The organism is Plantactinospora siamensis, from assembly GCF_042434095.1.
GTDB lineage: Bacteria > Actinomycetota > Actinomycetes > Mycobacteriales > Micromonosporaceae > KBS50.
In genome coordinates this window covers 497811-519563 of record NZ_JBHLUE010000026.1, presented here as the reverse complement: position 1 = coordinate 519563, position 21753 = coordinate 497811, and the positions used below count along the sequence as shown (strand labels likewise).

The window sequence follows — 21753 nt, the reverse complement described above, 5'->3', positions numbered from 1 at the left end:
GCTCGCGCCGGAAAGCGGCAAGCACGAGAATGCGCACCATGGCCGTACCGCAATTTGACAACGCCCTGCCGACCGCCGCCGACGTGGTGGTCGTGGGGGCCGGAGCGGCCGGCGCGGCGGTCGCCGCCCGGCTGTCCGAGCTGGACTCGGCGAGGATCCTGCTGGTCGAGGCCGGACCGGACTACCGGGCCGCGCAGACCCCGCCGGCGGTGCGGGACACGGATGTGGGCCGGGCGCTGGCCCTGCGCTCGTTGCGCTGGCCGGACCTGCGCGCGCGGCTCACCGAGGCGCAGCCGCCGCGCCCGTACGCCTGCGGGCGCGGCGTCGGCGGCGGCTCGGCGATCAACGGTCAGCTCGCGGCGCGGGGCACGCCGGCCGACTTCGACGCCTGGGTGGCCGCCGGCTGCCCCGGCTGGTCCTGGCCGGACGTGCTGCCCACGTTCGTCGGGATCGAGGACGATCTCGACTTCGGCGACGGGCCCGGCCACGGCGCCGGCGGTCCGGTGCCGATCTCCCGCGCGCCCGCCGGGCGGCGCGGCCCGCTCAGCGCGGCGCTCTACACGGCGGCGGTGGACCGCGGTCACGCCGAGCGGCCCGACCTCAACGCCGGGGAGGGCCCGGGGATCTCGCCCACCGCCTGGCATCGCCGGGGCGGCGCGCGCGTCTCCAGCAACGACAGCCATCTGGAACCGGCCCGGGACCGCCCGGGCCTGCGGGTCGCCGGCGGCCGTACGGTGGCGCGGGTGCTGTTCTCCGCCGGTCGCGTCCGCGGCGTGGAGGTGGCCGACGGGCGGCGCCGGACGGTCGTCGCCGCCCCCGCCGTGGTGCTGTGCGCCGGCGCCGTGTACTCCCCCGCCATCCTGCTGCGCTCGGGAGTCGGCCCCGCCGACCAGCTCGACAGGCTGGGTGTCGAGGTGGTGGCCGCGGTCCCGGGCGTGGGCGCGCGGCTGAGCGACCATCCCGCCGTCCTGCTGGATTTGCGGCTGACCGGCGACGCCGCCGAGCGGGCCCGGCGCACCGAGTCGGGCTGCTGCCTGCTGCGGCTGCCGTCCGGCCCGGGCGCGGGTACCGGGCCGCCCGCCGGCGCGGACGCCGGGGCCGGCGCGGACGCCGGCCATGACATCCAGCTGCTGCCGTTGGACCGCACGGTCGGCCCCGCCGCGGCCGGGCTGCTCGTCTCGCTCATGCGGCCCGCGTCCCTCGGCGCCGTGCGGTTGCGCAGCGACGACCCGGCCGATGACCCGCAGGTCGACCTCCGGCTGCTCACCGAGCCCGCGGACCTGGGCCGGCTGGGCGAGGCCGTCCGGTACGCCGCCGACCTGCTCGATCACCGGGATCTGCGGGCGGTGGTCGCCGACCGGCCCGCGCCGCCGGCGGGCGACCTCCGCCGGTGGCTGCGGGAGAGCTGCCGGGCCCAGTACCACCCCTCCGGCACCTGCCGGATGGGCCCGGCGACCGACCCCGGTGCCGTGGTGGACGAGGAGGGCCGGGTGCACGGCGTGGACGGCCTGTGGGTGGCGGACGCCTCGGTGCTGCCCGTGCCGTGCGGCGTGCCGCCGTACCTGAGCACGGTCATGCTGGCCGAGCGGCTGGCCGCCGCTATCCGGCGCCGGCTCCGGCCAGCGCCGTGAGGATCCGCTCCGGGGTCAGCGGGGTACGGTCCACCCGCGCTCCCACCAGCGCCAGGGCGTCCGCCACCGCGTTGAACACGCAGGGCAGCGCGCCCACCGCGCCGCCCTGGCCCATTCCCTTGTGGCCACCGGGTGTCGGCGAGGGGGTCTCGATGTGCGCGCAGTCCACGACGGGCGCCTCGGCCGCCGTCGGCACCGGGTAGTCGGCCAGGCCCAGGGTCAGCGGACGGCCGCGCTCGTCGTACCGCACCTCCTCGAAGAGCGCGGCGCCGATGCCCTGCAGGACGCCGCCCGCGATCTGCCCCTCGACCACCTTCGCGTTGATGATCCGGCCGCAGTCCTCGGCCACCACGTACCGCTCGACCCGCACCAGCCCGGCCTCCCGGTCGATCTCCACCAGGCAGCCGTGGCAGGCGTTGGACCAGGTGACCGGGGGCGCCTTGAACCGGCCGACGGCCTCCAGCGCCCCGCCGGCCCGGTCGCGGCGGGCCACCTTGGCCAGCTCCGCCCAGGAGATCGCGGCCGCCGGGTCGGCGCGGTCGGCGAGCGCGCCGCGGCGCGGCTCGATCCGGTCGGCCGGGACGCCGAGCGACGCGGCCGCCAGCAGCCGCGCCGCCCCGAGCAGCTCGGCCGCGGCCGCCCGGCAGGCCCCGCCGGTGATCACCGCGGTGCCGCTGGCCCCGGTGCCCCGCCCGTACGGGGTGGCGCCGGTGTCGCCCTGCACCACCCGGACGTCGTCCACACCCAGCCCCAGCTCGCCCGCCACCACCTGGGCCATGGTCGTCTCCACGCCCTGGCCGCCGGAGCCGGTGGCGAGGAACGCGGTGACCGTGCCGTCCGGCTCCACCCGCAGCCGCGCGGTGTCGGTGGAGATCGGGTCCATCGTGCCGATGCTGGACGGCTCCACGCAGAGCGCGAGCCCGAGTCCGAGCAGCCGGCCCTGCTCCGCGAACAGCCGGCGCTGCCGCCGCCGCGATTCGGTGTAGTCGAGCCGCCGCGCGACCTCCTCCAGCGTGTCCGCCGGCGTCACGTGGTCGATGGTGATCCGGGTCGGCATCGAGTACGGCAGCTCGTCGGAGCTGAGGACGTTGCGGCGGCGCAGCTCCAGCGGGTCGAGCCCGACCGCCCGGGCGACCTCGTCCAGCATCTGCTCGCGGGCCACGGTGGTGAAGGCCCACGGGCCCCGGTACGCCCCGCGCGGGCAGGTGTTGGTGCGCACCGAACGGAACCGGAAGGCGTGCTGGGGCACCCGGTAGGGCCCGGTGAAGATCATGCCCACGAACGGGCCGGCCTTGGCGATCACCCCGGTCGGGTACGCGCCGGTGTCCTCGAGATGGTCGAGATGGGTGCCCAGCAGGTGACCGTCCTCGTCCAGCGCGAAGGTCCCGGTGCCGAGGTCGCTGCGGGCGTGGGTGGACGCCGTGAGGTTCTCCCGGCCGTCCTCGATCCATTTGACCCCGCGGCCCAGCACCCGGGCCGCGAGCGCCACGGTCAGCTCGTCCCGCCCGGTCCAGAACTTCAGCCCGAAGCTGCCGCCCACGTCCCGGGCGGTGACCCGGATCAGCTCGGCCGGCACCCCGGTGACCCGGGAGATCGCCAGCTTCGCCTCGTGCGGGTTCTGCGTGGAGATGTTGGCCCACAGCTCGCCGGTGTCCGGGTCGTACAAGGCCGCCACGCCCCGGGTCTCCAGCGGCGCGTTGGCCTGGCGTTGCTGGCGGCAGGTGGCGCGGACGACGTGCGGCGCCTCGGCCAGCGCGCGCCGCAGCGCCGGCCGGACCGGAGACGCCAGCTCGGCGCAGAGGTTCGAACCGGTCTCCGGATATACCAGCGGGGCGTTGTCCTTCGCCGCCCGCTCCGGGTCGACCGCCGGCTCGACCGGCTCGATCTCCACCTCGATCGCGTCCAGCGCGTCCTCCGCGAGGTACCGGTCCCGCGCCACGACCAGGGCCATCGGCTCGCCGGCGAAGTGCAGCCGATCCTCGGCCAGCGGCAGCAGCCGCGGATCGTCGTCGTCCAGCCGCGGCGTCGGCTGCATGGGACCGGCCTGCGGGTTGAGGTCGGCCGCCGTCAACACCGCGACGACGCCATCGAGGTCCCGCGCGGCGCTCGGGTCCAGCCGGCGGATCCGCCCCGCCGCCACCGGGCTGCGCAGGAAGGCCGCGTGCAGCATCCCGGGCCGGTTCACGTCGTCGACAAACTCGCCCCGCCCGGTGAGCAGCCGCAGATCCTCGCGCCGCCGCGACGCCGCCTCCACCGGCGCGTGGCCGGTCGCCGTGGCGGCCCGGGCGACGGCGCGCACCACGTTGGTGTAGCCGGTGCAGCGGCACAGGTTGCCGCACAGCCCGGCCCGGATCTCGGCGTCGGTCGGCGCCGGCCGGTCCCGCAGCAGCTCGGAGCCGCGCATGAGGATGCCCGGCGTGCAATATCCACACTGGATCCCGTGCTCGGCCCGCAGGGCGTCGGCCAGCGGCGCCACCGCCTCGTCGGGGCCGGTCAGGCCCTCCGCGGTGCGGATCCGGGCCCCGTCGGCCTGCACCGCGAGCAGCGTGCAGGACAGCACCGAGGCCTCATCCAGCCACACCGTGCAGGCGCCGCAGACCCCCTGCTCGCAGCCGACGTGCGTGGCCGTCAGCCCGCACTCGGTACGCAGGAAGTCGGCCAGCGTGGTCCGCGGGTCGGTGCGGGCGCGCCGACGCCGCCCGTTCACGGTCAGCTCCAGGTCGACGTGCTCAGCCATCGGACTCCGCCCTCCGTACCCGCGCCGCCGCCCGCCGGACCGCGGCGCGGGCCAGCATCCGCCGGGTGTCCCCGGGCACGCCGCCGGTGTCCGGCGGATCCAGCCCGGCCACCGCCGCGGCCGCCACCTCCGCCGGATCCGCCCCGCCGGCCAGGGCCTGCTCGGCCACGGCCGACCGGACCGGGGCCGGCGCCACGCCGAACAGGACCACCCGACCGACGTCCGCGCCGCGGACCACCACGGCGCCGGCCAGGCCGAAACCGGTGGCCCGCGGGGACACCCGGGCCACCGCACCGACCACCGGTTGGGGCCAGACCGGCCACTCCACCGCGGCGAGCAACTCGGTCCCGGTCAGCGCGGTGGAGTGCGTACCGAGGAAGAACTCGGCCGCCGGGACGTGCCGGACGCCGGCGCCGCGCAGCTCGAGCCGGGCGTCGAGCGCCACCGCCACGGCCGGGTACTCGGCCGCCGGATGCGCGTACGCCAGCGCGCCGCCCAGGGTGGCCCGGTTGCGCACCTGGACCGGCCCGGCCAGCGCGGCCGCCTCGGCCAGCAGCGGGGCGGCCGCCCGCACCTGCCGATCGTCCTCGAGCCGCCGGAGCCGGGTCAGGGCGCCGATCCGCAGCCCCGCGTCGGTCCGGGTCACGAAGTCGAGCTCGGGCGTCCGGTTCAGGTCGATGATCCGGCCGGGACGCACCGCCCGGCTGGTCATGAGCGGCATCAGCGCCTGCCCGCCGGCCAGCAGCCGAGCCCGGCCGCCGTGCTCGGTGAGCAGGGCGACGGCCTCCTCGGCGCTGGTGGGGGCGTGGTAGGCGAAACGGGCGGGCTTCACGTTCGGGTCGACCTCCCCGGGCCGGCGCCGTCAGTCGATCGAGTACGAGGCGAGAAACTCCTCCACGTCCGCGACCGCCTGCTCGTAGCCGTAGTTGCGGTAGGCGTACCCCTTCGCCACGAAGGGGGCGCCCGCGTAGAACATCTCGTACTGGTGATGCCGGCCGGCGAACTCCGACCCGACGGCGTCCCACACCAGCTTGAAGAGCTTGACCCGGTCCTCGGCGGCCACCCCGGGCGACCGGACGTAGCGGTCGAGGTCACCGCGGATGCCCGGCGCCGCCATGTCCCGCACGCTCGCCGGCAGCTGCAGCACCCCGCCGCCGGCCAGGTCGCGCACGATGGCCAGCACCCGCGGGTACAGCTCGGCCTGCAGTCCCATGGCGCCGTAGAGGGCGCGCGGATCGGGCCGCCACATCCCGTTCCCGTCCGGGGCGGCCCGGTACTCGGCGGCCAGCACGGCCGACTCCACCACGGAGGCGAGGCTGGCCAGCTCGCCGAGCTTCTCCTGGACGCCCGGGATCCGGTCGGTCTCGTTGACGGCCGCGATCTTGCGGGCCAGGCCGAGGATGAACCGCAGCTTCGCCACGAACCGGATCTGGGCCTGGCTGTTGCCCAGGACGTGCGCGCCGGTGTCGAAGAACTGGCGGCGCAGGCCGGCCACGTCCCGGTCGACGAACACCCGGTCCCAGGGCACCAGGACGTCGTCGAACACCACGAGGGCGTCGGTCTCGTCGTAGCGGCTGGACAGCGGGTAGTCGTACCCGCTGGTGGCGCCGGTGGCGTACGAGCGCCGGCAGTGCAGCCGCATCCCGTCGGTGGCCAGCGGCAGCAGGAAGCTCACCGCGAAGTCCCGGTCCTGGTCGGTGAGCGGCTTGATGCACGAGACCAGGATCTCGTCCGCCACCGCGGCGCCGGTGGCCAGCATCTGCGCGCCCCGGACGACGAGTCCGGCGGGCCGTTCCGCGACGACCCCCACCTGGATGAACTCGTCATCCCAGCCGTGCGCCGTGCCGGCCCGGGAGAATTGCGGCGGGATGATCGCGTACGTGACGAACAGGCTCTCGTCGAGCAGCCGCCGGTAGTGGGCCGACACGTTGGCCGCCAGGTCGCGCGGGCCCGCGGCGAACGCCCCGGGGCAGGAGGCGAAGCCGGCCAGGAACGCGCCCACGTGGTCCGGCCCGCGACCCACCCAGCCGTGCGTGTGCCGCGCCCAGATCTCGATGGCGTGCCGCCGGGCCGCCAGCTCGTCCCGGGACCGTGGGATCGCGAAGACCCGGTTGGCCTCCCGAGATGTCTCCGGGGCGACGTACGTCATGTCGGTGAGCGGGTCGGCGGCGAGGTCGTACAGCTCGGCGACGGTCCTGGCCACCGGCGCGAAGGCGGGATGGCCGGTCACGTCGGGCACCAGCGAGCCGTCGAGGTAGATCTCGCGGTCGTCCCGCAGGGACGCCAGGTATTCGTCGCCCTTGCGCATCGGGGCCTCCTCAGCGCTGTGCGCCACCGGCTGAGGCCGCACGATAACGCGCAGCGATCGATCGCCGGAAGGGATCGGCCGACCCCCGCCGGCCGGCCACCCGCGGGCCGCGGCCGGCCACGCGCGGCCGTGGCCGGCCACCGCGGCTGGTTGCTGCCGCCGGTGATCGGCGGCCATTCTCGATCGGCGTTGCCGCGTCGTCAGGGAGGACGTTCCCGTGCTCGGACTGGCCCAACGCGCGGTCGAGGCGAAGTGGCCCATGGTGGCGCTGCGTCCGGTCGCCGGCCGCTACCACCCGTACGATCCGGCGTTCATCGCGGATCCCTACCGGCACCTGGACCGGCTGCGCGCCACGGCGCCGGCCTACTACAGCAAGGTGACCGGCTCCTACCTGGTCAGCAGCCACGCCGTGGCCACGGACGTGCTCGGGGACCGCCGCTACACCTCCAACCGCATGCTCGACTCGTCGTTGCGGAACCGGATGTTCATGCGGCTGGGAAAATTCAGCCCCACCGAGAAACAGGCGCTGGACAACACCCTGGCCAACGTCTCGGCGGACACCCACCAGCGGATGCGCAACGCGATCAGCCAGGACTTCGGCAAGCGCCGGATCACCGCGCTGCTGCCCCGGATCGAGTACTGGGTGGACCGGCTGCTCGACGAGGCGGCCGCGCGCGGCCGCATCGAGCTGATCGACGACTTCGCGGCCAAGCTGCCGATCCTGGTGGTGGCCGAGCTGCTCGGCTTCCCGCCGCGGGACCGGCGCCGGCTCCAGGAGTGGTCGGACAGCTATCTCGTGCTGGTCGATCCGATGATCAGGGGCGCCGGGATCAAGCGGATGAGCGGCGCCTTCCACGAGTTCGACCCGTACATCGCCGACACGCTGCGGCGGAAGCAGGCCGACCCGGACGATGACCTGATCAGCCGGCTGCTGGAGCGGCACCGCGCCGGCGAGTTCGACGACGCGCAGCTGCGTACGCTGATCATGATGCTCATGATCGCCGGGCACGAGGTGATCACCAACCTCCTCGGCAACGCCGTGGCGTCGCTGCTGCGCTTCCCCGAGCAACGGCGCCGGCTGTGCGCGGAGCCGGAACTGATGCCCACGGCCATCGAGGAGTTCATCCGGTTCGAGTCGCCGATCCAGGCGGTGTGGCGGATCGCCGCCGAGGACCTGGACATCGAGGGTGTGCACGTCCCGGCCTGGCGGGCCGTCACCGTGCTCATCGGGGCCGCCAACAACGATCCCGGCCAGTTCCCCGAGCCGCGCCGGCTCGACCTGGGCCGCGCCGACAACCGGCATCTGGGCTTCGCCCTCGGCGCGCACTACTGCGCCGGCCCGTGGCTGGCCCGGATCGAGGCGGCCGCGGCGCTGTCCCGGTTCCTGGAGCGCTTCCCGAACTTCCGCGGCGACGCGACCCGGTTGCGGTGGAAGCCGGCCGCCGGCCTGCGCGGCCTGTACGAGCTGCCGCTGGCGCTGTGATCGCGCTGCGTTCGGTCGAGGAGCTGACCCCGGACTGGTGCTCGGCGGCCCTGGCCCGGCGGATCGGGCCGGCCCGGGTGCGGACCGTGGCCGCCAGCCCGCTGGGGACCGGCCAGATGGCCGACACCTACCGGCTGCGGCTGGGTTACGAGCCGCCGGCCGCCGGCCCGGCCAGCTGCGTGGTCAAGCTGACCGCCACCGCGCCGGCGAGCCGCACGGCCGCGCAGGTGATGCGGGCGTACGAGGTGGAGACGCGCTTCTACCAGCAGCTCGCGCCGCGGCTGCCGGTGCGTACCCCGTACTGCCACGCGGCCCGCTACGACGCGCGGACCCGGGCCTTCACGGTGCTGCTCGAGGACGTGGCCGGTCGCGCGGTCGACCAGGTCCGGGGATGTACGGCCACGGAGGTGGACCGGGCCGTCGACGAGCTCGCGGCGCTGCACGGGCCGATGTGGGCCAGCCCGGCCCTGTCGTCGCTGGCCTGGCTGCCGCGGCACGACGGACCGGGCGCCGCCTGGATGGCGTCGCTGGTCCGCCGCGTCCATCCGCGCTTCCTGCGCCGGTTCGGCGCCCGGCTGCGGCCCGAGGTGATCGACCTGCTGGGCGGCTTCGTGCCGCGGGTCGAGCGGTATCTCCGGGACCGGCCGGGCCCGCGCACCGTGGTGCACGGGGACTTCCGGGCGGACAACCTGGTGCCGGGCGGCCGGGGCCGGATGACCGTGCTGGACTGGCAGACCGCGGCCCACGAGCCCCCGGCCACCGACCTCGCCTACTTCCTGGGGGCGAGCGTCGAGGTCGAGCGTCGCCGAGACCTCGAGCGGTCGGCGGTACGACGGTACGTGGCCGCCCTGACCGGGTACGGCGTCTCGCTGTCGGTCGACGACTGCTGGCGGGACTACCGCCGGTACGCGTTCGGCGGTCTGGTCATGGCCATCGTGGGCTCGACGCTGGTGACGCCGACCGAACGGGGTGACGACATGTTCGCCACCATGACGAACCGGCACGGCGCGCACGCCATCGATCTGGACTCGATCTCACTTCTCCGCTGATCCCCGGTCGGCCCCCTGCCGCAACAGTTCGAGGACCAGATCCTCGATCTCCTCGACCGTGGTGATGTGCTGGACCTGCGCCTGGTCGAGCGGCGGCAGGTCGAACTCGTCCTCCAGCGCGAACCCCAATTCGAGCAGGGCCAGGGAATGGTATTCAAGGTCGTCGACCAGGTGGGTCGGGCCGGCCTTGACGCCGTCCGAATTCGGCGCCACCTGCAGGACGATCGACCGCACCCGGGCACGAACCTCCGGATCGGACGAATTGGCGTCAATGCTCATCGAGTCCTCGCCACCGTTCTCATCGTCGGTCGGGTCACGCGCCCACTGCGACGGCTGCCGCACTGCGCATGATGACTCAGGCGTGGCTGATCCGACATCCTGAACACCTGTCGCACCGGTTCCCGGTTGCCGCCGAAGGCCGCGAACAAAGGGAGTATCCACAGTGAATTCCAACCCACTGACCTCGTGGATCGACGTGCCGGCAGCGTACCGGGGAATTCGGTTCTGGCGGAACGACGGCTGGGAGTCGTGGTCCTACCCGGACCTGGCCGCCTACGCCCGCCGGATCGCCGGCGGCATCGCCGCGGCCGGCGTGCGGCACGACGACCGGGTCCTGCTCATCGAGCGCGCCGGTCCCGACTTCGTGGCCGCGCTGTACGGGATCATGCTCGCCGGGGCCGTCCCGTGCCCGGTGGCGCCGCCGCACCTGTTCCAGAACGAGCTCCAGTACGCCCGGCATCTGGACGCGGTCAGCCGGGCGGCGGACCCGACGCTGGTGATCACCACGGCCGCCCTGGCGGAGCGGCTCACCTACGGCGGATACGAGACGCAGGTCCGCACGGCCGCGCAGCTCGGCGCCGGCGACGAGGGCGTCCCGGCCGCGCCGGCCAGCGCGGCGCTGCTGCAGTTCACCTCCGGATCGAGCGGCCGGGTGAAGGGCGTCCGGGTGCCGGTCTCCGCGCTGGCCGCGAACGTGTCGGCCATCCGGTCCTGGCTGGAGATGGGCGAGGGCGACGCCACGGCGTCCTGGCTGCCGGTGCACCACGACATGGGGCTGATCGGCTGCCTGCTCACGCCCGTCGTCCAGCAGCGCGACCTGTGGCTGCAGGAGCCGGCGGACTTCGTCCGGGATCCGGCGCGCTACCTGGCCTGCTTCAGCCGGCCGGGCGCGGCCATGACCGCCATGCCGCCGTTCGGGCTCGACTACATCGCCCGCCGGCTGTCCCCGCAGCTGCTGGCCGGCTGCGACTTCTCCGGCTGGCGCGCCCTGATCATCGGCGCGGAGCGCATCGACGTGGCCGTGCTGGACCGGTTCATGGCGCTGATGGGCCCGTTCGGGTTCGACCGGCGCGCGCTGCTGCCCGCGTACGGGCTGGCCGAGGCGACCCTCGCCGTCACCGGGCTGGCGCTGCGCGAGGAGGTGGCGACGGTCCCGGTCGCGCCCCAGCTGCTCTCGCTGGGCGAGCCGGTGCGGTCGGCCGGCGCGGACGTGCACGCGGTGGTCGGCTGCGGGCGCCCGCTGGACGGCGTGTCCGTCACGGTGGTGGACGAGGACGGGAACCCGCTGCCCGACCGCCACGTCGGCCAGATCGTCGTCCGCGGGGCCTCGGTGGCGCAGGGGTACGTGGCGGCGAACACGACCGGCCTCACCGAGTGGCGCGACGGGGCGCTGTGGAGCGGCGACGCGGGCTTCCTGGACGACGGGCAGCTGTTCGTGATCGGTCGGCTGGGCGACGCCATGAAGGTGCGCGGCCGGACCGTGTTCGCCGAGGACCTCGAGAGCGCCCTGGTGGAGGCCGGCGTGCCGCGGCTGCGGGTGGCCGTGCTGCTGGGCGCCACGGCGGCCGGCGCCACCGGCGTGATCCTGCTGGAGCGGCCCGAGCAGGACTGGATCGCCGCCGCGGCGGCGATGGCGCAGCGGGTCACCGAGGGCATGTCGACGGTGATCCTCGACGTGCCGCGCCGGTCGATCTACCGCACCACCAGCGGCAAGCCCAAGCGGCGTGACATGTGGGCCGCGTACGTGGCCGGGAACATCGAGGGAGCGGGGCTGCTCGCCGCCCCGGTCGGCGGAATGGGCGACTGACGGTTCCGCTCAGTCGCCCACTCCGCGCGCGCCGGGCTCCGTCGACGTCCCGCCGTACAGCCGGGCGGCGGGCCCGGACCGCGGCCAGTCCGTCGCCGCCGGACCGCCGAGCGGCGCCGGACCACCGCGCGGCGCCGGACCACCGCGCGGCGCCTGACCACCGCGCGGCCGTGGGTCAGGCCGGGGTCAGCCGCAGCGGCACGCTCAGGTACGAGCGGAAGTTCGGGATGTGCCGGCGGACGGCCGGCCCGCCGGGCTCCATCGCGGTGAAGTGCCCGGCGATGAACCGGAGCACGGACGCGGCCTCGGCCCGGGCCAGCGCGGCCCCGAGGCACAGGTGGATGCCCCCGCCGCCGAAGCTGACGTGCGGGTTGGGATGCCGGGTCACGTCCAGCTCGGCGGGCCGGGCGAAGCGGTCCTCGTCGTGGTTGGCCGAGCCGAGCGCCAGGATGAGCACCCGCCCGGGCCGGATCACCCGCCCGCCGATCTCGACGGGTTCGTGCACCACCCGGCTCTTCACCTGCACCGGGGCGTCGAACCGCAGCAGCTCCTCGACCGCCCTGCCGGCGAGGTCCCGGTCGGCGCGCAGGATCGCCAGCTGGTCCGGGCGGGCGGCGAGCGCCGCGAGGCCGCCGGAGAGCAGGTCCGTGGTGGTGGAGAAGCCGGCGAAGAGCAGGAACACCACGTTGTCGATGAGCGCCCGCCGGGTGGCGGTGGCCTCGTCCACCTCGCACAGCCGGGACACGACGTCGTGGGCGGGCGCCCGCTGCTTCTCCTCGAACAGCGCCGTGACCCGGTCCCGCATCCACCGCAGGGCCGCCACCGTCTCCGCCCGCTCGTGTTCCGGAAGGTAGGTGGCGAAGGCCTGGGACAGGATCCTGGCCGGCTCGCGTACCTCGTCGAGATGCTCCGGGTCCATGCCCACGAAGTCGGCCAGCACCCGGATCGGCAGCTTGTCGGCCAGCTGGGTGACGGCGTCCAGCCGGCCATCCGCGAGGGCCGGCGCGAGCAGGTCCCGGACGATCCCGTCGATGCGCCGCCCCCGGTCCCGGACGGCGCGGGTGGTGAACTCGCGGCCGAGAAGCCGGCGCAGCACCGTGTGCGCGGGCGGGTCGCGGTTCAGCATGACGTGCCCGAAGAAGTCCGCGAGGTCCCCGCCGCCCAGGGCGATGCGGTGGTACTCCTCGGCGAACTCCGCCCCGAGCCGGGCGTCGTTCACCAGCCCGGCCACGTCGGCGTACCGGGTCACCACCCACTGCGCCGGGCCGCCCCGGCACAGCGGCCCCTGCGCCCGCAACCGCCGGTAGGCCGGATAGGGGTCGTCGAGCAGGGCGAGCGCGGACGGGTCGTACTTCGGCGGCAGACCCACGGGTCCACCTCCTCTCCAACTCGGCCCGGTCCGACCGGCGCTCACGCCCGCGGCGGCGCGCCGGCCCCGTCGAGGTACGCCGTCGCAGCCCGGAGCACGGCGTCCCGCTGCGGGGTGAGATAGAAGTGGTCGCCCGGAAAGACGTGCAGCGTCATCGGTCCGGTGGTCCGCTCGGTCCACGGCCGCATGTCGTCCGGGGTGACGTCCGGGTCGTCGGCCCCCACCAGGGCCACCACCGGGGTGCTCAGCCGGCCGGGCGACGGCCGGTATCGGGCCACCGCGCGGTAGTCGCTGCGCAGCCCGGCGAGGACGGCCGTGCGGGCGTCCGGCTCGTTGATCAGCGCGGCCGGGGTGGCGCCCAGCCGGCGCAGCTCGGCGATCAGCGCGTGGTCGGTGAACTCGGTCAGCGCGCTCCGCCGCGGCCTTCCCGGCGCCGGATGGCTGGACACGAACGTGGCGACCGGCCGGACGCCCAGCCCCTCCAGCCGGAGCGCCGTCTCGTACGCCACCACCGCGCCCATGCTGTGGCCCAGCAGCGCCACCCGGCGGCCCGCAGCGGTGCAGCCGCGGGTCCGCAGCGCCGCCAGCACGCCGTCGGCGAGCCGGTGTACGTCGTCGACGCACGGCTCGCGCAGCCGGTCGAGCCGCCCCGGGTACTGCACCGCGGTCAGCTCCACGGTGGGCGGCAGCCGCTCACCCCAGGCGCCGAAGAAGGTGGCCGAGCCGCCGGCGTGCGGGAACGCGATCAGCACGGTGCGGGCCTCGGGGCGCGGCTGGACGCAGCGCAGCCAGGTCCCGCTGGCGTAGCGCCGGGCGTCGCGCGCGTTCACAGCGCGCCCTCCTCCATGCCGTCCACCGGATCGATGGCCGCCCCGGCCGTCGGCCCGGCCGGCACGGCCGGCCGGGTCGATCCGGCGGACGGCGCGGCGCACGGCGCGGGCGATCCCGCGGACGGCGCGGCGCACGGCGCGGGCGATCCGGCGGACCGCGCGGGCGGCCCGGCGCACGGCGCGGGCGGCGCTGATGCCGGCCGACCGGCCTCGACGGTGCGGAACTCGGTCACGGCGTCGGCCATCCGCAGCCGCCGCCCCGCCCACCCGGGATCCAGCGCGTCGGCGGCGAAGTGCAGCCCCGGCGGAACCCGGCCGTCCAGCACGGCCAGCGCGGTGGTGGCCGCGGTCGCCCCGGTCAGCTCGCTGGAGCCCCGGCCGGTCACGATCAGCGTGGGCCCGGCCGGATCGCCGCGGGACTGGAACACCAGGCGCTGGTAGCGGGTGCGCCCGAAGAGGTCGAGCTCGCTGGCCCGGACCACCGCCTCGGCGTCGACCGCGTCGGCGCCCGCCCCGGCCAGCGTCTCGCGCAGCCGGACGCCGGGCAGCACCGTGTAGCAGACCAGCTCGGCCAGGCGCAGCCGGCGAGCCAGCCGTTCCATCTCCGCGCTGAGGTACGGGACCCCGCGCGCCGGCTCGGAGAAGTACGGCACCTCGCCGTCCAGCACCGGCGCGCCGGCCCGCTCCACCCGCCGCCCGTCGCGCCACACCGCGAAGGTGCGGCCGACCGAGCCGGTCACCGCGGCGAGGTAGTCGGCGGCCCCGCCGAGGGAGAACCGGTCCTGCCCGCCCACGTAGCACACGAGCCGGTCGCCGTCGCCGGTCACCACCCGGCGGGGCAGCAGCGCGGTCAGCCCCGGCAACATGCCGGCGGACAGCACCACCGGCCGGTCCGGGCGAGCGCCGGAGAGCAGCTCGTGCACCGGCTCGTCGCCGCCCGGGTCCACGTAGGGCACGCCGGCGGCCACCGCCGCGGCCGCCACGGCGGCCCGGCTCGGCGGCGGGGACGCCGTGCAGTTGACGACCAGGCCGACCGAGGCGCAGAACCGCCGGACCGAGTCGGGCCGGTCCACGTCGAGCACGGCGTCCGCGCGGCCGGGGTCCCGGCCGGCGACCACCACGGGCCCCAGCCCCCAGGCCCGCAGCTGCGCCACGGTGGCCCGCCCCACCGAGCCGTACCCGCCGAGGACGCCGATGGCGGTCATGGGCCTTCCCGCAGCTGCGCGGCGAGGGTCAGCACCGACGGGCCCTCCAGCAGCACCCGGAGCAGCCCGTTGTAGGACATCGGGCCGGCCTCGGGCACCTGCTCGGTCAGCAGCCGGGCCAGCTGCGAGGCGATCAGCGAGTCCCCGCCGAGGTCGTAGAACCCCGCCGTACGCCCCACCGCGGGCAGGTCGAGCACCTCGCCGTACAGGGTCGCGAGGCGCCGTTCGAGGTCGTCGACCGGCTCGTCCGCGGCCGGCTCGGCCGCACCGGCGGAGCGGGGAACCAGGCCGCGCAGCCGCTCCCGGTCCACCTTCCCGTTGGCGGTCAACGGCAGCCGGTCCACGACCTGCACCATCCCCGGCACCATCGCGGCCGGCAGCCGGGCGGCCACCGCCGCGCCGACCTCCGGGGCGCGCAGCCGCGCCCGGTCGGTCTTCACCTGGCAGCCGTACACGTACAGGCCGATGTCGGTGAACGCGTCGTCCGGCCCGGGAAGCGCGAACACCAGGTCGTCGCCGAGCAGCCGGAGCCAGTCCGGATGCGGCACGAACGTCTGGTCGCGGCCGCGCCGCAGGTCGGCGAAGTCCTCGGCGGCGCCGTCGCCGAGCATCAGCTCCATCGAGGTCATGATCTGGTAGTGGTCGCGGGTCATCTCGGCGAACAGCAGCCACCCGCCCGGGGCGAGCAGCTCGCGCAGCGCCTGGAGGGTCCGGCCGACGTGCCGGGTGGCGTGGAAGACGTCGCCGAGGATGACGGCGTCGAACGAGTTCGGCGCGAACCCCTGGGCCCGAAAGTCCGTGTCGATGTCGAGGGTGGCGTAGCGCACCCAGGGGTACGCGCCGAAGGTCTCCCGGGCCCGGTTGAGGAAGAACTGGGAGAGGTCGGTGAACACGTACTCCACGTCGAACTCGGCCAGCGCCGGGATGACGTCCAGGCTGGTCCCGCCGACGCCGGCGCCGACCTCCAGCACCCGGAACGGCTTGGCGCTGGTGCGCGCGAGGGTGGTGGCCGACTCCCGGAGGATGAGGTTGGCCCAGCGGTTGAAGAGGGTGACGTTGTACAGCGACTCCCCGATGTCCACCCGGCCCTCGGGGAACAGCAGCTGCACCGCGTCGGCGCCCTCGCCGCGCAGCACCTCCGGGAGGCTGCTGGTGCACGCCTTGAAGTAGTCGTGCACCTTCGCCGAGCCCGGGTCCAGGTCGGCGACCAGGTCGTCCACCTCGGCCCACGCCGCCGCCAGGGCGTCCGCCTCGACGTGCCGCTCCGCGCGGTACCGGTCGGTGTCCTCCTCGATCAGCAGGTCGTGCCCGACCAGCGCCCGCACCCAGCGGCGCAGCACCCGGTGATGCCGGGGCGGCGCCCCGGTCGCGGCCACGATCTGCGCCATCGAGTGGGTGTCCGCCGGCCGCCGGAACAGGCCGTCGAGCTGGAAGGTCCGCAGCATGCTCAGCAACGCGATGCGGTCCAGCCGGCGCAGGTAGTCGACGTACCGCTCCCGGTCGACGTCCGCGGTGCTCTGCTCGGCCACCGCCGCGGCCGCCTCGGTGACCGCGGCGGCGACCTCGGCGCCGCCCGGGTCCGGCCGGACGCCGGGCTCCACGAACGCCACCAGCCGCCGGTCGGTGCGGGACACCTCGTCGACGATCACGGCCGCGTTCGCCACCTGCGGGTCGGCCAGCAGCGCGGCCTCCACCTCGGCCAGTTCGATCCGGTGCCCACGGATCTTGACCTGGTCGTCGTCCCGGCCGAGGAACTCGATGTTCCCGTCCGGCAGGTACCTGCCCAGGTCGCCGGTGCGGTAGAGCCGCTCCCCCGTGCGCGGATGCCGGACGAACCGCTCGGCCGTGCGCACCGGATCGCCCAGATAGCCCTCGGCCACGCCCGCGCCGCCGATCCAGATCTCGCCGGTGACGCCGTCGGGGCAGTCCTGCCAGCGCCGATCCAGCACGTACATGTGCTGGTTGGCCAGCGGCTTGCCGTACGGGATGCTGCGCCAGCCCTCGTCGACCCGGTCGATCGGGTAGCAGATCGACCAGATCGAGCCCTCGGTGGCGCCGCCGAGGCTGACCAGCGCGAGATCGGGGACGAAGCGCCGGATCCGCTCCGGCAGGCTCACCGGGATCCAGTCCCCGGACAGCAGCGCCAGCCGCAGCGACGAGACGTCCGCGGTCGGCGCGGTGGCCAGGAAGTCGGTCATCATCTGCAGGTGCGCGGGGACCGAGTTCCACAGCGTCACCCGGTGCGCGGCGATCAGCGCGGCCCAGTGCGCCGGCAGGCCGCGCTGCTCGTGCTCCGGCACCACCAGGCAGCCGCCGACCGCGAGCGGCCCGAACAGGTCGTACACCGACAGGTCGAAGCCGAGGTTGGTCAACCCGAGGACGGTGTCGTCGGGACCGACCCCGAACCGCCGGTTCACGTCCTCGATGGTGTTCAGCGCGGCGCGATGGCCGATCTGCACCCCCTTGGGCGAGCCGGTCGAGCCGGACGTGTAGATGACGTACGCGAGGCCGGCGCCCGGCCGGGCCAGCGCGGCCGCGCAGAACGCGGCGAGATCCACCTCGGCCCCCGCCCCGGCCGACTCGTCGATGGCCACCACGTCCAGCCCGTCCGGCCAGGCGCCGCCGGCGCGGAGCCGGTCCTGCGTCACCACGGTCCGGACGCCGGCGTCGGCCAGGATGCGGTCGCGCCGGACCACCGGCTGGTTGGTGTCGATCGGCAGGTACGGCGCGCCGGCCAGCAGCACTCCCAGCACGCCGACGAGCTGGCCGGGTCCGCGGTCGGCGATCACCGCGACCGGGGTGGCCGGGTCGCCGGGCCGGTCGGCCAGCGCGGTGGCCAGCCGGGCCGCCCGGCGCAGCACCGTGCCGTAGCTGAGGGATCCCCACGAACCGGCCACGGCCGGGCGATCCGGGTCGCGCAGGGCCTGCCGGACGAGCGGCTCGTGCAGCAGCCGCGCCGTCGGCGGCTCGGCCGTGGTCTCGTTCGCGGCCCGACGCCGGTCCGCCTGGTCGGCGGGGAGCGGCAGCAGGGCCGGCCGATCCCAGGCGCCGGCGTCGTCCGCCAGCGTCCCCAGCAGGCGTTCGAAGGCGGCGAACATGTCGTCGATCAGCCCGTCCGGGAAGACCCCCTCCCGGACGTCCCAGTTGACGATCAGGGCGCCGTTGGCCACCAGCGCCTGGCAGTCGATCCACACCTGCGGGGTCTGCGTCAGCCCGTACACCAGGGTGGCGTCGCGCCAGAACTCCGGCTCGCGGTTGTCCAGCGCGATGGCGCTGGTGAAGACGATCGGCATCAGCGCCTCGGCCCGGCCCCGGCGCGAGCCCAGCTCCCGCAGCACCTCGACACCGGAGAACGCCAGGTGGCCCATGTCGGCCCACAGCTGCGCCTGCAACGCCTGCGCCGCCGCGGCGAACGAGTGTCCCGCGTCGGGCCGTACCTCGAGGATGTCCACCGAGGTGAAATCGCCGACGATCCGGTCGACGCCGGGATGCACCGGCAGCCGGTTGAGCATGGTGACGCCCAGCGAGAACCCGGGCTGCGGCGTCCACCGGCCGATCGTCTCGGCGTACGCGCCGAGGACCACGCCCGAGGGCGTCAGGCCGTGGCCGCCGGTGAACTCCTGCAGCCGCCGCCAGCGGTCGGGCGCCAGCCGCGTCTCCCACCTGCGGAAGTCGGCATGCCCGCGCCGGCGCACGTCGGTCCGCGTCGGCAGCCGCGGCGCCGGCGGAAGCCCGTCGATCCGCTCCCACCAGTAGTCGCGCGCCCGCCGGCGCACCCGGCGTTCCCCGAGCCGCAGCTGGGCCGCGAGGTAGTCCCGGAAGGACACCTCCAGCTCCGGCAGCGGCTGGCCGTGATAGAGCCGGTGCCACTCGTCGAGCAGCAGCTGGACGCTCATGAAGTCGGCGATCAGCAGGTCGAACGAGAGGTGCAGCACGGACCGCTGCGGCGTCAGCGACAGCCGCACGTCGAACATGGGCCAGCTGCCGGGCTGGTACGTGCGGCGGCACATATCGGCGCGTACCGCGGCCACCCGCTCGGCCGCGACGGCCGGGGCCACGGAGCGAAGGTCGGTCACGGTGGGTTCGAACCTGCCCGGATCGCGCCTGACCTGCTGGAACCCGCGCTCGTCGACCACGGCCCGCAGCATCGGGTGCCGGTCGATCAGCCGTCGCCACGCGGCGGCCAGCCGCGGCGGATCGACGTCGGCCAGCTCGGCCTCCAGATAGACCTGGCAGCCCACGCCGCCGTAGTCCAGGCCGTCGCTGCGCCCCAGCAGGTACGCGGTCTGCACGTCGGTGAGCGGGAACGGATCCTCGGCGTGGTCCGGGTCGGCCCGCAGCAGGTCGGCGTCGACGTCGTCCCGGAGGTACTCCAGCAGCGCGTCGCGGTGCTGCCGCAGGACGGCCCGGTCCTCGTCGGTCAGCGCGCCGGACGGCGCCCGGTACCGCAGCCGCCCGGCGTCCGCCCACAGCTGGACACCGGCCGCCGCCAGCCGGTCCACCACGTCGACGAGGTGTGCGTCCGCGCTCTGCTGTGTCACTCCCCGGCCTCCTCGGCACGCTCGTGGCCGGCCCGGACGCCGGTGCGCGGGGTCGTCCCGAACGGCGCCGGACGCCCGTACCGCTGGCAAGGTCGTTGCCACGATGGCGCGCCGCGACGGACGGTCGCAAGCGGTCGGGTTGACCTCGCCCGGCGCCGGCCCGGCCCGGGCCGCGCGCCCTCGCCCGGGACGGGCGGGTGACGTAGCGTCGGCGATCGGGACCACCCCCGCGCCCGGCGACGGCGGTGTCCGAGTGCGGAAGTCACGCAGTTAGTCGGCGCGGCGGGAACAGTTGGTCGGCGCGGCGGGAACCGGACGGCGCGCCGGGATGTCGCTACGACGGACGGGAACCGGGTGGGCGATCTGGAGCGGGACACGGCCGTCGAGCGCACCGGCGAGGGCCGGTACCGCGCCGTCGTCTCCACCGACTGGGCGCTGCTGGGGCCGGTGGGCGGCTACCTCGCCGGCATCGCGCTGCGGGCCGCCGGCGCCCACTCGGGCCTGCCCCGGCCGGCGAGCCTGAGCTGCCAGTACCTCTCCCGGGCCCGCTTCGACGCCGTCGACCTGCGGGTCGAGTGCCAGCGCAGGTCGCGCAGCGCGGCGGCCCTCACGGTGCTGATGACCCAGCGCGGCACGCCGGTGCTGAGCGCCCAGGTGTGGGCGATCGCCGACGACATCGCCGGCCCCGAGCAGCGGCTGTCTCACCCGCCGGACGTGCCGGCGCCGGAGCAGCTGGCCGAGATCGTGCTCGACCCGCAGGTCGCGCAGCGGACCACCGCCGCCGCCACGGCCACCGGCACGTTCTGGCGCAACCTGGAGCTGCGCTGCGTCGACGACCGGAGCCGGCCGGAGGAGCCGCGGGTGCACAGCTGGGTACGGTTCCGGCCGCGCGCCCGCTTCGCGGACCCGTGGGTGGACGCCTGCCGCGATGTGATCAGCATCGACACCGGCATCCTGCCGGCCGTGGCGATGGCGCTGGGCGGCGGCGGCCGGTTCGTGGCGCCCAGCATGGACCTGTACGTGGCCTTCCACTCCCCCGCGGCGGCCGACGACTACCTGCTCGTGACGGCCCGGGGCACCGCGGCCGGCGCCGGCCTGCTCAGCGGGACGGCGCAGACCCGGTCGCCCGACGGGACCCTGCTGGCCAGCGGCGCCGCGCAGTTCCTGTGCCGGATGCTGCGCGCCTGAGACTGCTGATCACCGCGCCGAGCGGCGCGGCCGGAACACCACCGGCAGGCTGCTGTGGCCGAAGAGGAAGTTCGAGTAGATGCGGCGCGGCGCCCCGGTCACCTCGATGCCGCCGACGAGGTCCCGCAGGCAGTCCAGCAGTCCGGACAGCTCGGCCCGGCCCAGGAAGGCGCCGAGGCAGAAGTGCGGGCCGTGGCCGAGCGCCAGGTGCCGGTTGGGCCGGCGCCCCAGCCGGAACGACCCCGGGTCGGCGAACTCGGTCTCGTCGAAGTTCGCCGAGGTGTTCCACAGCGTCACGATGTCGCCGGCCCGGACGCGTACCCCGGCGATCTCGACATCGGCGGTGGCCCGGCGGCCGAAGTGCATGGCCGGGGTGGTCCAGCGCAGCGCCTCCTCGGTCGCCGTGGCAACCGACGCGGAACCGTCGAGCAGCGCCCGCCACTGGTCGTGGTGCCGCGCGAGCGCCAGCACGGTCCCGGTGGCGGCCACCCGGCTCGACTCGTCGCCGCCGATGATGAGGCTGTAGCAGTTGTAGACGACCTCGTCCTCGCGCAGCGGGCTCCCGTTGATCCGCGCGGTGGCCAACGCGCTCACCACGTCGTCGCCGGGATTCCGCCGCCGCGCGGCCACCAGGTCGGCGAAGTAGAGCAGGATCTCGTTGCGCGCGGCGACCGACTCCAGCGGCGAGGTGGTGCCGGTGTCCGAGCTGAGCGCCAGCTTGTTGCAGCGCAGCAGCATCGGCAGGTCGGCGGCCGGCAGGTCCAACAGGTCGCCGATCGTCGCCATGGGCAGCTGCTCGGCCACCCGCGGGACGAAGTCGACCTCGCCCGCGTCCAGCACCTCGGCCACCAGCCGCCGGGTACGGGCCCGGATCCGCTCGTTGATCCGGGCCACCACCCGGGCCGAGAACGAGCGTTGCAGCACCGCCTTGATCTCGCGGTGCCGGACGCCGTCGGTCACCGCCAGCATCTTGCCGGCGGCCGAGTCGCCGCCGGCCAGCAGCGTGGCCAGCACCGTTCCGCCCTCGGACCAGAACCGGTCCGCGTCGCGGTAGACGGCCAGCACGTCCGGGTAGCGGGACAGGGCCCAGAAGCCGGGCGCGTCGCCCCGGGCGGGATGCCAGTGGACCGGGCTGCGGTCGCGGAACGCGCGCCACATGTCGGGCAGGTCGTCCCGCTGGAAGGTGTGCGGATCGGTGAGGTCGATCAGGTCCAGGTCACCGATCGGGTGCGCGGCTGCACCGCTCATGGCGTCCATCGTGCGTGCCGGGTTGGCGGCTCACAACCTCGACGCTCGGACGAACGACCGGGCAAATTGACTGCGCTG

Annotated in this window: 14 protein-coding genes; 5 read left to right on the top strand and 9 right to left on the bottom strand. The window is 75.2% G+C overall.

Going from position 1 to position 21753, the window contains the following annotated elements; translation table 11 throughout:
- Positions 1–38: 38 nt before the first annotated feature.
- Positions 39–1631 (top strand): GMC family oxidoreductase, encoded by a 1593-nt coding sequence (locus ACFFHU_RS27680; RefSeq protein ID WP_377343285.1) that lies wholly within the window; start codon positions 39–41, stop codon positions 1629–1631.
- Here ACFFHU_RS27680 and ACFFHU_RS27675 read toward each other — a convergent pair.
- Genes ACFFHU_RS27675 through ACFFHU_RS27665 form a run of 3 tightly spaced genes read right to left on the bottom strand, consistent with a single transcriptional unit; the run spans position 1600 to position 6676 of the window.
- Complete coding sequence (locus ACFFHU_RS27675) at positions 1600–4368, bottom strand: molybdopterin-dependent oxidoreductase (RefSeq protein ID WP_377343283.1); 2769 nt, start codon at positions 4366–4368, stop codon at positions 1600–1602. The genes ACFFHU_RS27680 and ACFFHU_RS27675 overlap by 32 nt on opposite strands.
- Complete coding sequence (locus tag ACFFHU_RS27670; protein ID WP_377343282.1) at positions 4361–5200, bottom strand: FAD binding domain-containing protein; 840 nt, start codon at positions 5198–5200, stop codon at positions 4361–4363. The genes ACFFHU_RS27675 and ACFFHU_RS27670 overlap by 8 nt, the downstream gene beginning before the upstream one ends.
- A gap of 30 nt (positions 5201–5230) precedes the next feature.
- A complete protein-coding gene (locus ACFFHU_RS27665; RefSeq protein ID WP_377343280.1) occupies positions 5231–6676 on the bottom strand; it encodes a 4-hydroxyphenylacetate 3-hydroxylase family protein in 1446 nt (481 codons plus the stop codon).
- A 217-nt stretch (positions 6677–6893) separates the two neighbouring features.
- Between ACFFHU_RS27665 and ACFFHU_RS27660 the strand changes: the two genes are divergently transcribed.
- Together ACFFHU_RS27660 and ACFFHU_RS27655 are read left to right on the top strand one after the other, a co-directional pair.
- Positions 6894–8159 (top strand): cytochrome P450, encoded by a 1266-nt coding sequence (locus ACFFHU_RS27660; RefSeq protein ID WP_377343278.1) that lies wholly within the window; start codon positions 6894–6896, stop codon positions 8157–8159.
- Positions 8156–9208, top strand: coding sequence for a phosphotransferase family protein (locus tag ACFFHU_RS27655; protein WP_377343275.1), 1053 nt, complete (start codon positions 8156–8158; stop codon positions 9206–9208). The genes ACFFHU_RS27660 and ACFFHU_RS27655 overlap by 4 nt, the downstream gene beginning before the upstream one ends.
- On the opposite strand, the gene ACFFHU_RS27650 is transcribed toward ACFFHU_RS27655, so the two are convergent.
- Positions 9194–9550, bottom strand: coding sequence for an acyl carrier protein (locus tag ACFFHU_RS27650; protein WP_377343273.1), 357 nt, complete (start codon positions 9548–9550; stop codon positions 9194–9196). The genes ACFFHU_RS27655 and ACFFHU_RS27650 overlap by 15 nt on opposite strands.
- Before the next feature lie 100 nt (positions 9551–9650).
- Between ACFFHU_RS27650 and ACFFHU_RS27645 the strand changes: the two genes are divergently transcribed.
- Positions 9651–11294, top strand: a complete 1644-nt coding sequence (locus ACFFHU_RS27645; RefSeq protein WP_377343270.1) for an AMP-binding protein — start codon at positions 9651–9653, stop codon at positions 11292–11294.
- Between the two features lie 175 nt (positions 11295–11469).
- Here the strand turns inward: ACFFHU_RS27645 and ACFFHU_RS27640 are convergent, their stop codons facing one another.
- From ACFFHU_RS27640 to ACFFHU_RS27625, 4 genes are read right to left on the bottom strand one after another with little or no spacing between them, the layout of a single operon-like run.
- A complete protein-coding gene (locus ACFFHU_RS27640) occupies positions 11470–12663 on the bottom strand; it encodes a cytochrome P450 (protein ID WP_377343267.1) in 1194 nt (397 codons plus the stop codon).
- A 41-nt stretch (positions 12664–12704) separates the two neighbouring features.
- Positions 12705–13493, bottom strand: coding sequence for a thioesterase II family protein (locus ACFFHU_RS27635; RefSeq protein WP_377343265.1), 789 nt, complete (start codon positions 13491–13493; stop codon positions 12705–12707).
- Positions 13490–14698, bottom strand: a complete 1209-nt coding sequence (locus tag ACFFHU_RS27630) for a saccharopine dehydrogenase NADP-binding domain-containing protein (protein ID WP_377343264.1) — start codon at positions 14696–14698, stop codon at positions 13490–13492. The genes ACFFHU_RS27635 and ACFFHU_RS27630 overlap by 4 nt, the downstream gene beginning before the upstream one ends.
- Positions 14695–19239, bottom strand: coding sequence for a non-ribosomal peptide synthetase (locus ACFFHU_RS27625; protein ID WP_377343263.1), 4545 nt, complete (start codon positions 19237–19239; stop codon positions 14695–14697). Before ACFFHU_RS27625 ends, ACFFHU_RS27630 begins: the two co-directional genes overlap by 4 nt.
- 354 nt (positions 19240–19593) lie before the next feature.
- Here ACFFHU_RS27625 and ACFFHU_RS27620 point away from each other — a divergent pair, with 354 nt between their 5' ends.
- Positions 19594–20427 carry an acyl-CoA thioesterase gene (locus ACFFHU_RS27620; protein ID WP_377343261.1) on the top strand — a complete coding sequence of 278 codons (834 nt, stop codon included), beginning with the start codon at positions 19594–19596 and terminating at the stop codon, positions 20425–20427.
- Positions 20428–20436: 9 nt separating this feature from the next.
- On the opposite strand, the gene ACFFHU_RS27615 is transcribed toward ACFFHU_RS27620, so the two are convergent.
- Positions 20437–21675, bottom strand: coding sequence for a cytochrome P450 (locus ACFFHU_RS27615; protein WP_377343259.1), 1239 nt, complete (start codon positions 21673–21675; stop codon positions 20437–20439).
- Between the last annotated feature and the right edge of the window lie 78 nt (positions 21676–21753).

Excerpts from the sequence above, each read along its gene's own strand:
- ACFFHU_RS27680 (WP_377343285.1), top strand. The coding sequence starts at position 39 with ATGGCCGTACCGCAATTTGACAACGCCCTGCCGACCGCCGCCGACGTG.
- ACFFHU_RS27675 (WP_377343283.1), bottom strand. The coding sequence starts at position 4,368 with ATGGCTGAGCACGTCGACCTGGAGCTGACCGTGAACGGGCGGCGTCGG.
- ACFFHU_RS27665 (WP_377343280.1), bottom strand. The coding sequence starts at position 6,676 with ATGCGCAAGGGCGACGAATACCTGGCGTCCCTGCGGGACGACCGCGAG.
- ACFFHU_RS27630 (WP_377343264.1), bottom strand. The coding sequence starts at position 14,698 with ATGACCGCCATCGGCGTCCTCGGCGGGTACGGCTCGGTGGGGCGGGCC.
- ACFFHU_RS27615 (WP_377343259.1), bottom strand. The coding sequence starts at position 21,675 with ATGAGCGGTGCAGCCGCGCACCCGATCGGTGACCTGGACCTGATCGAC.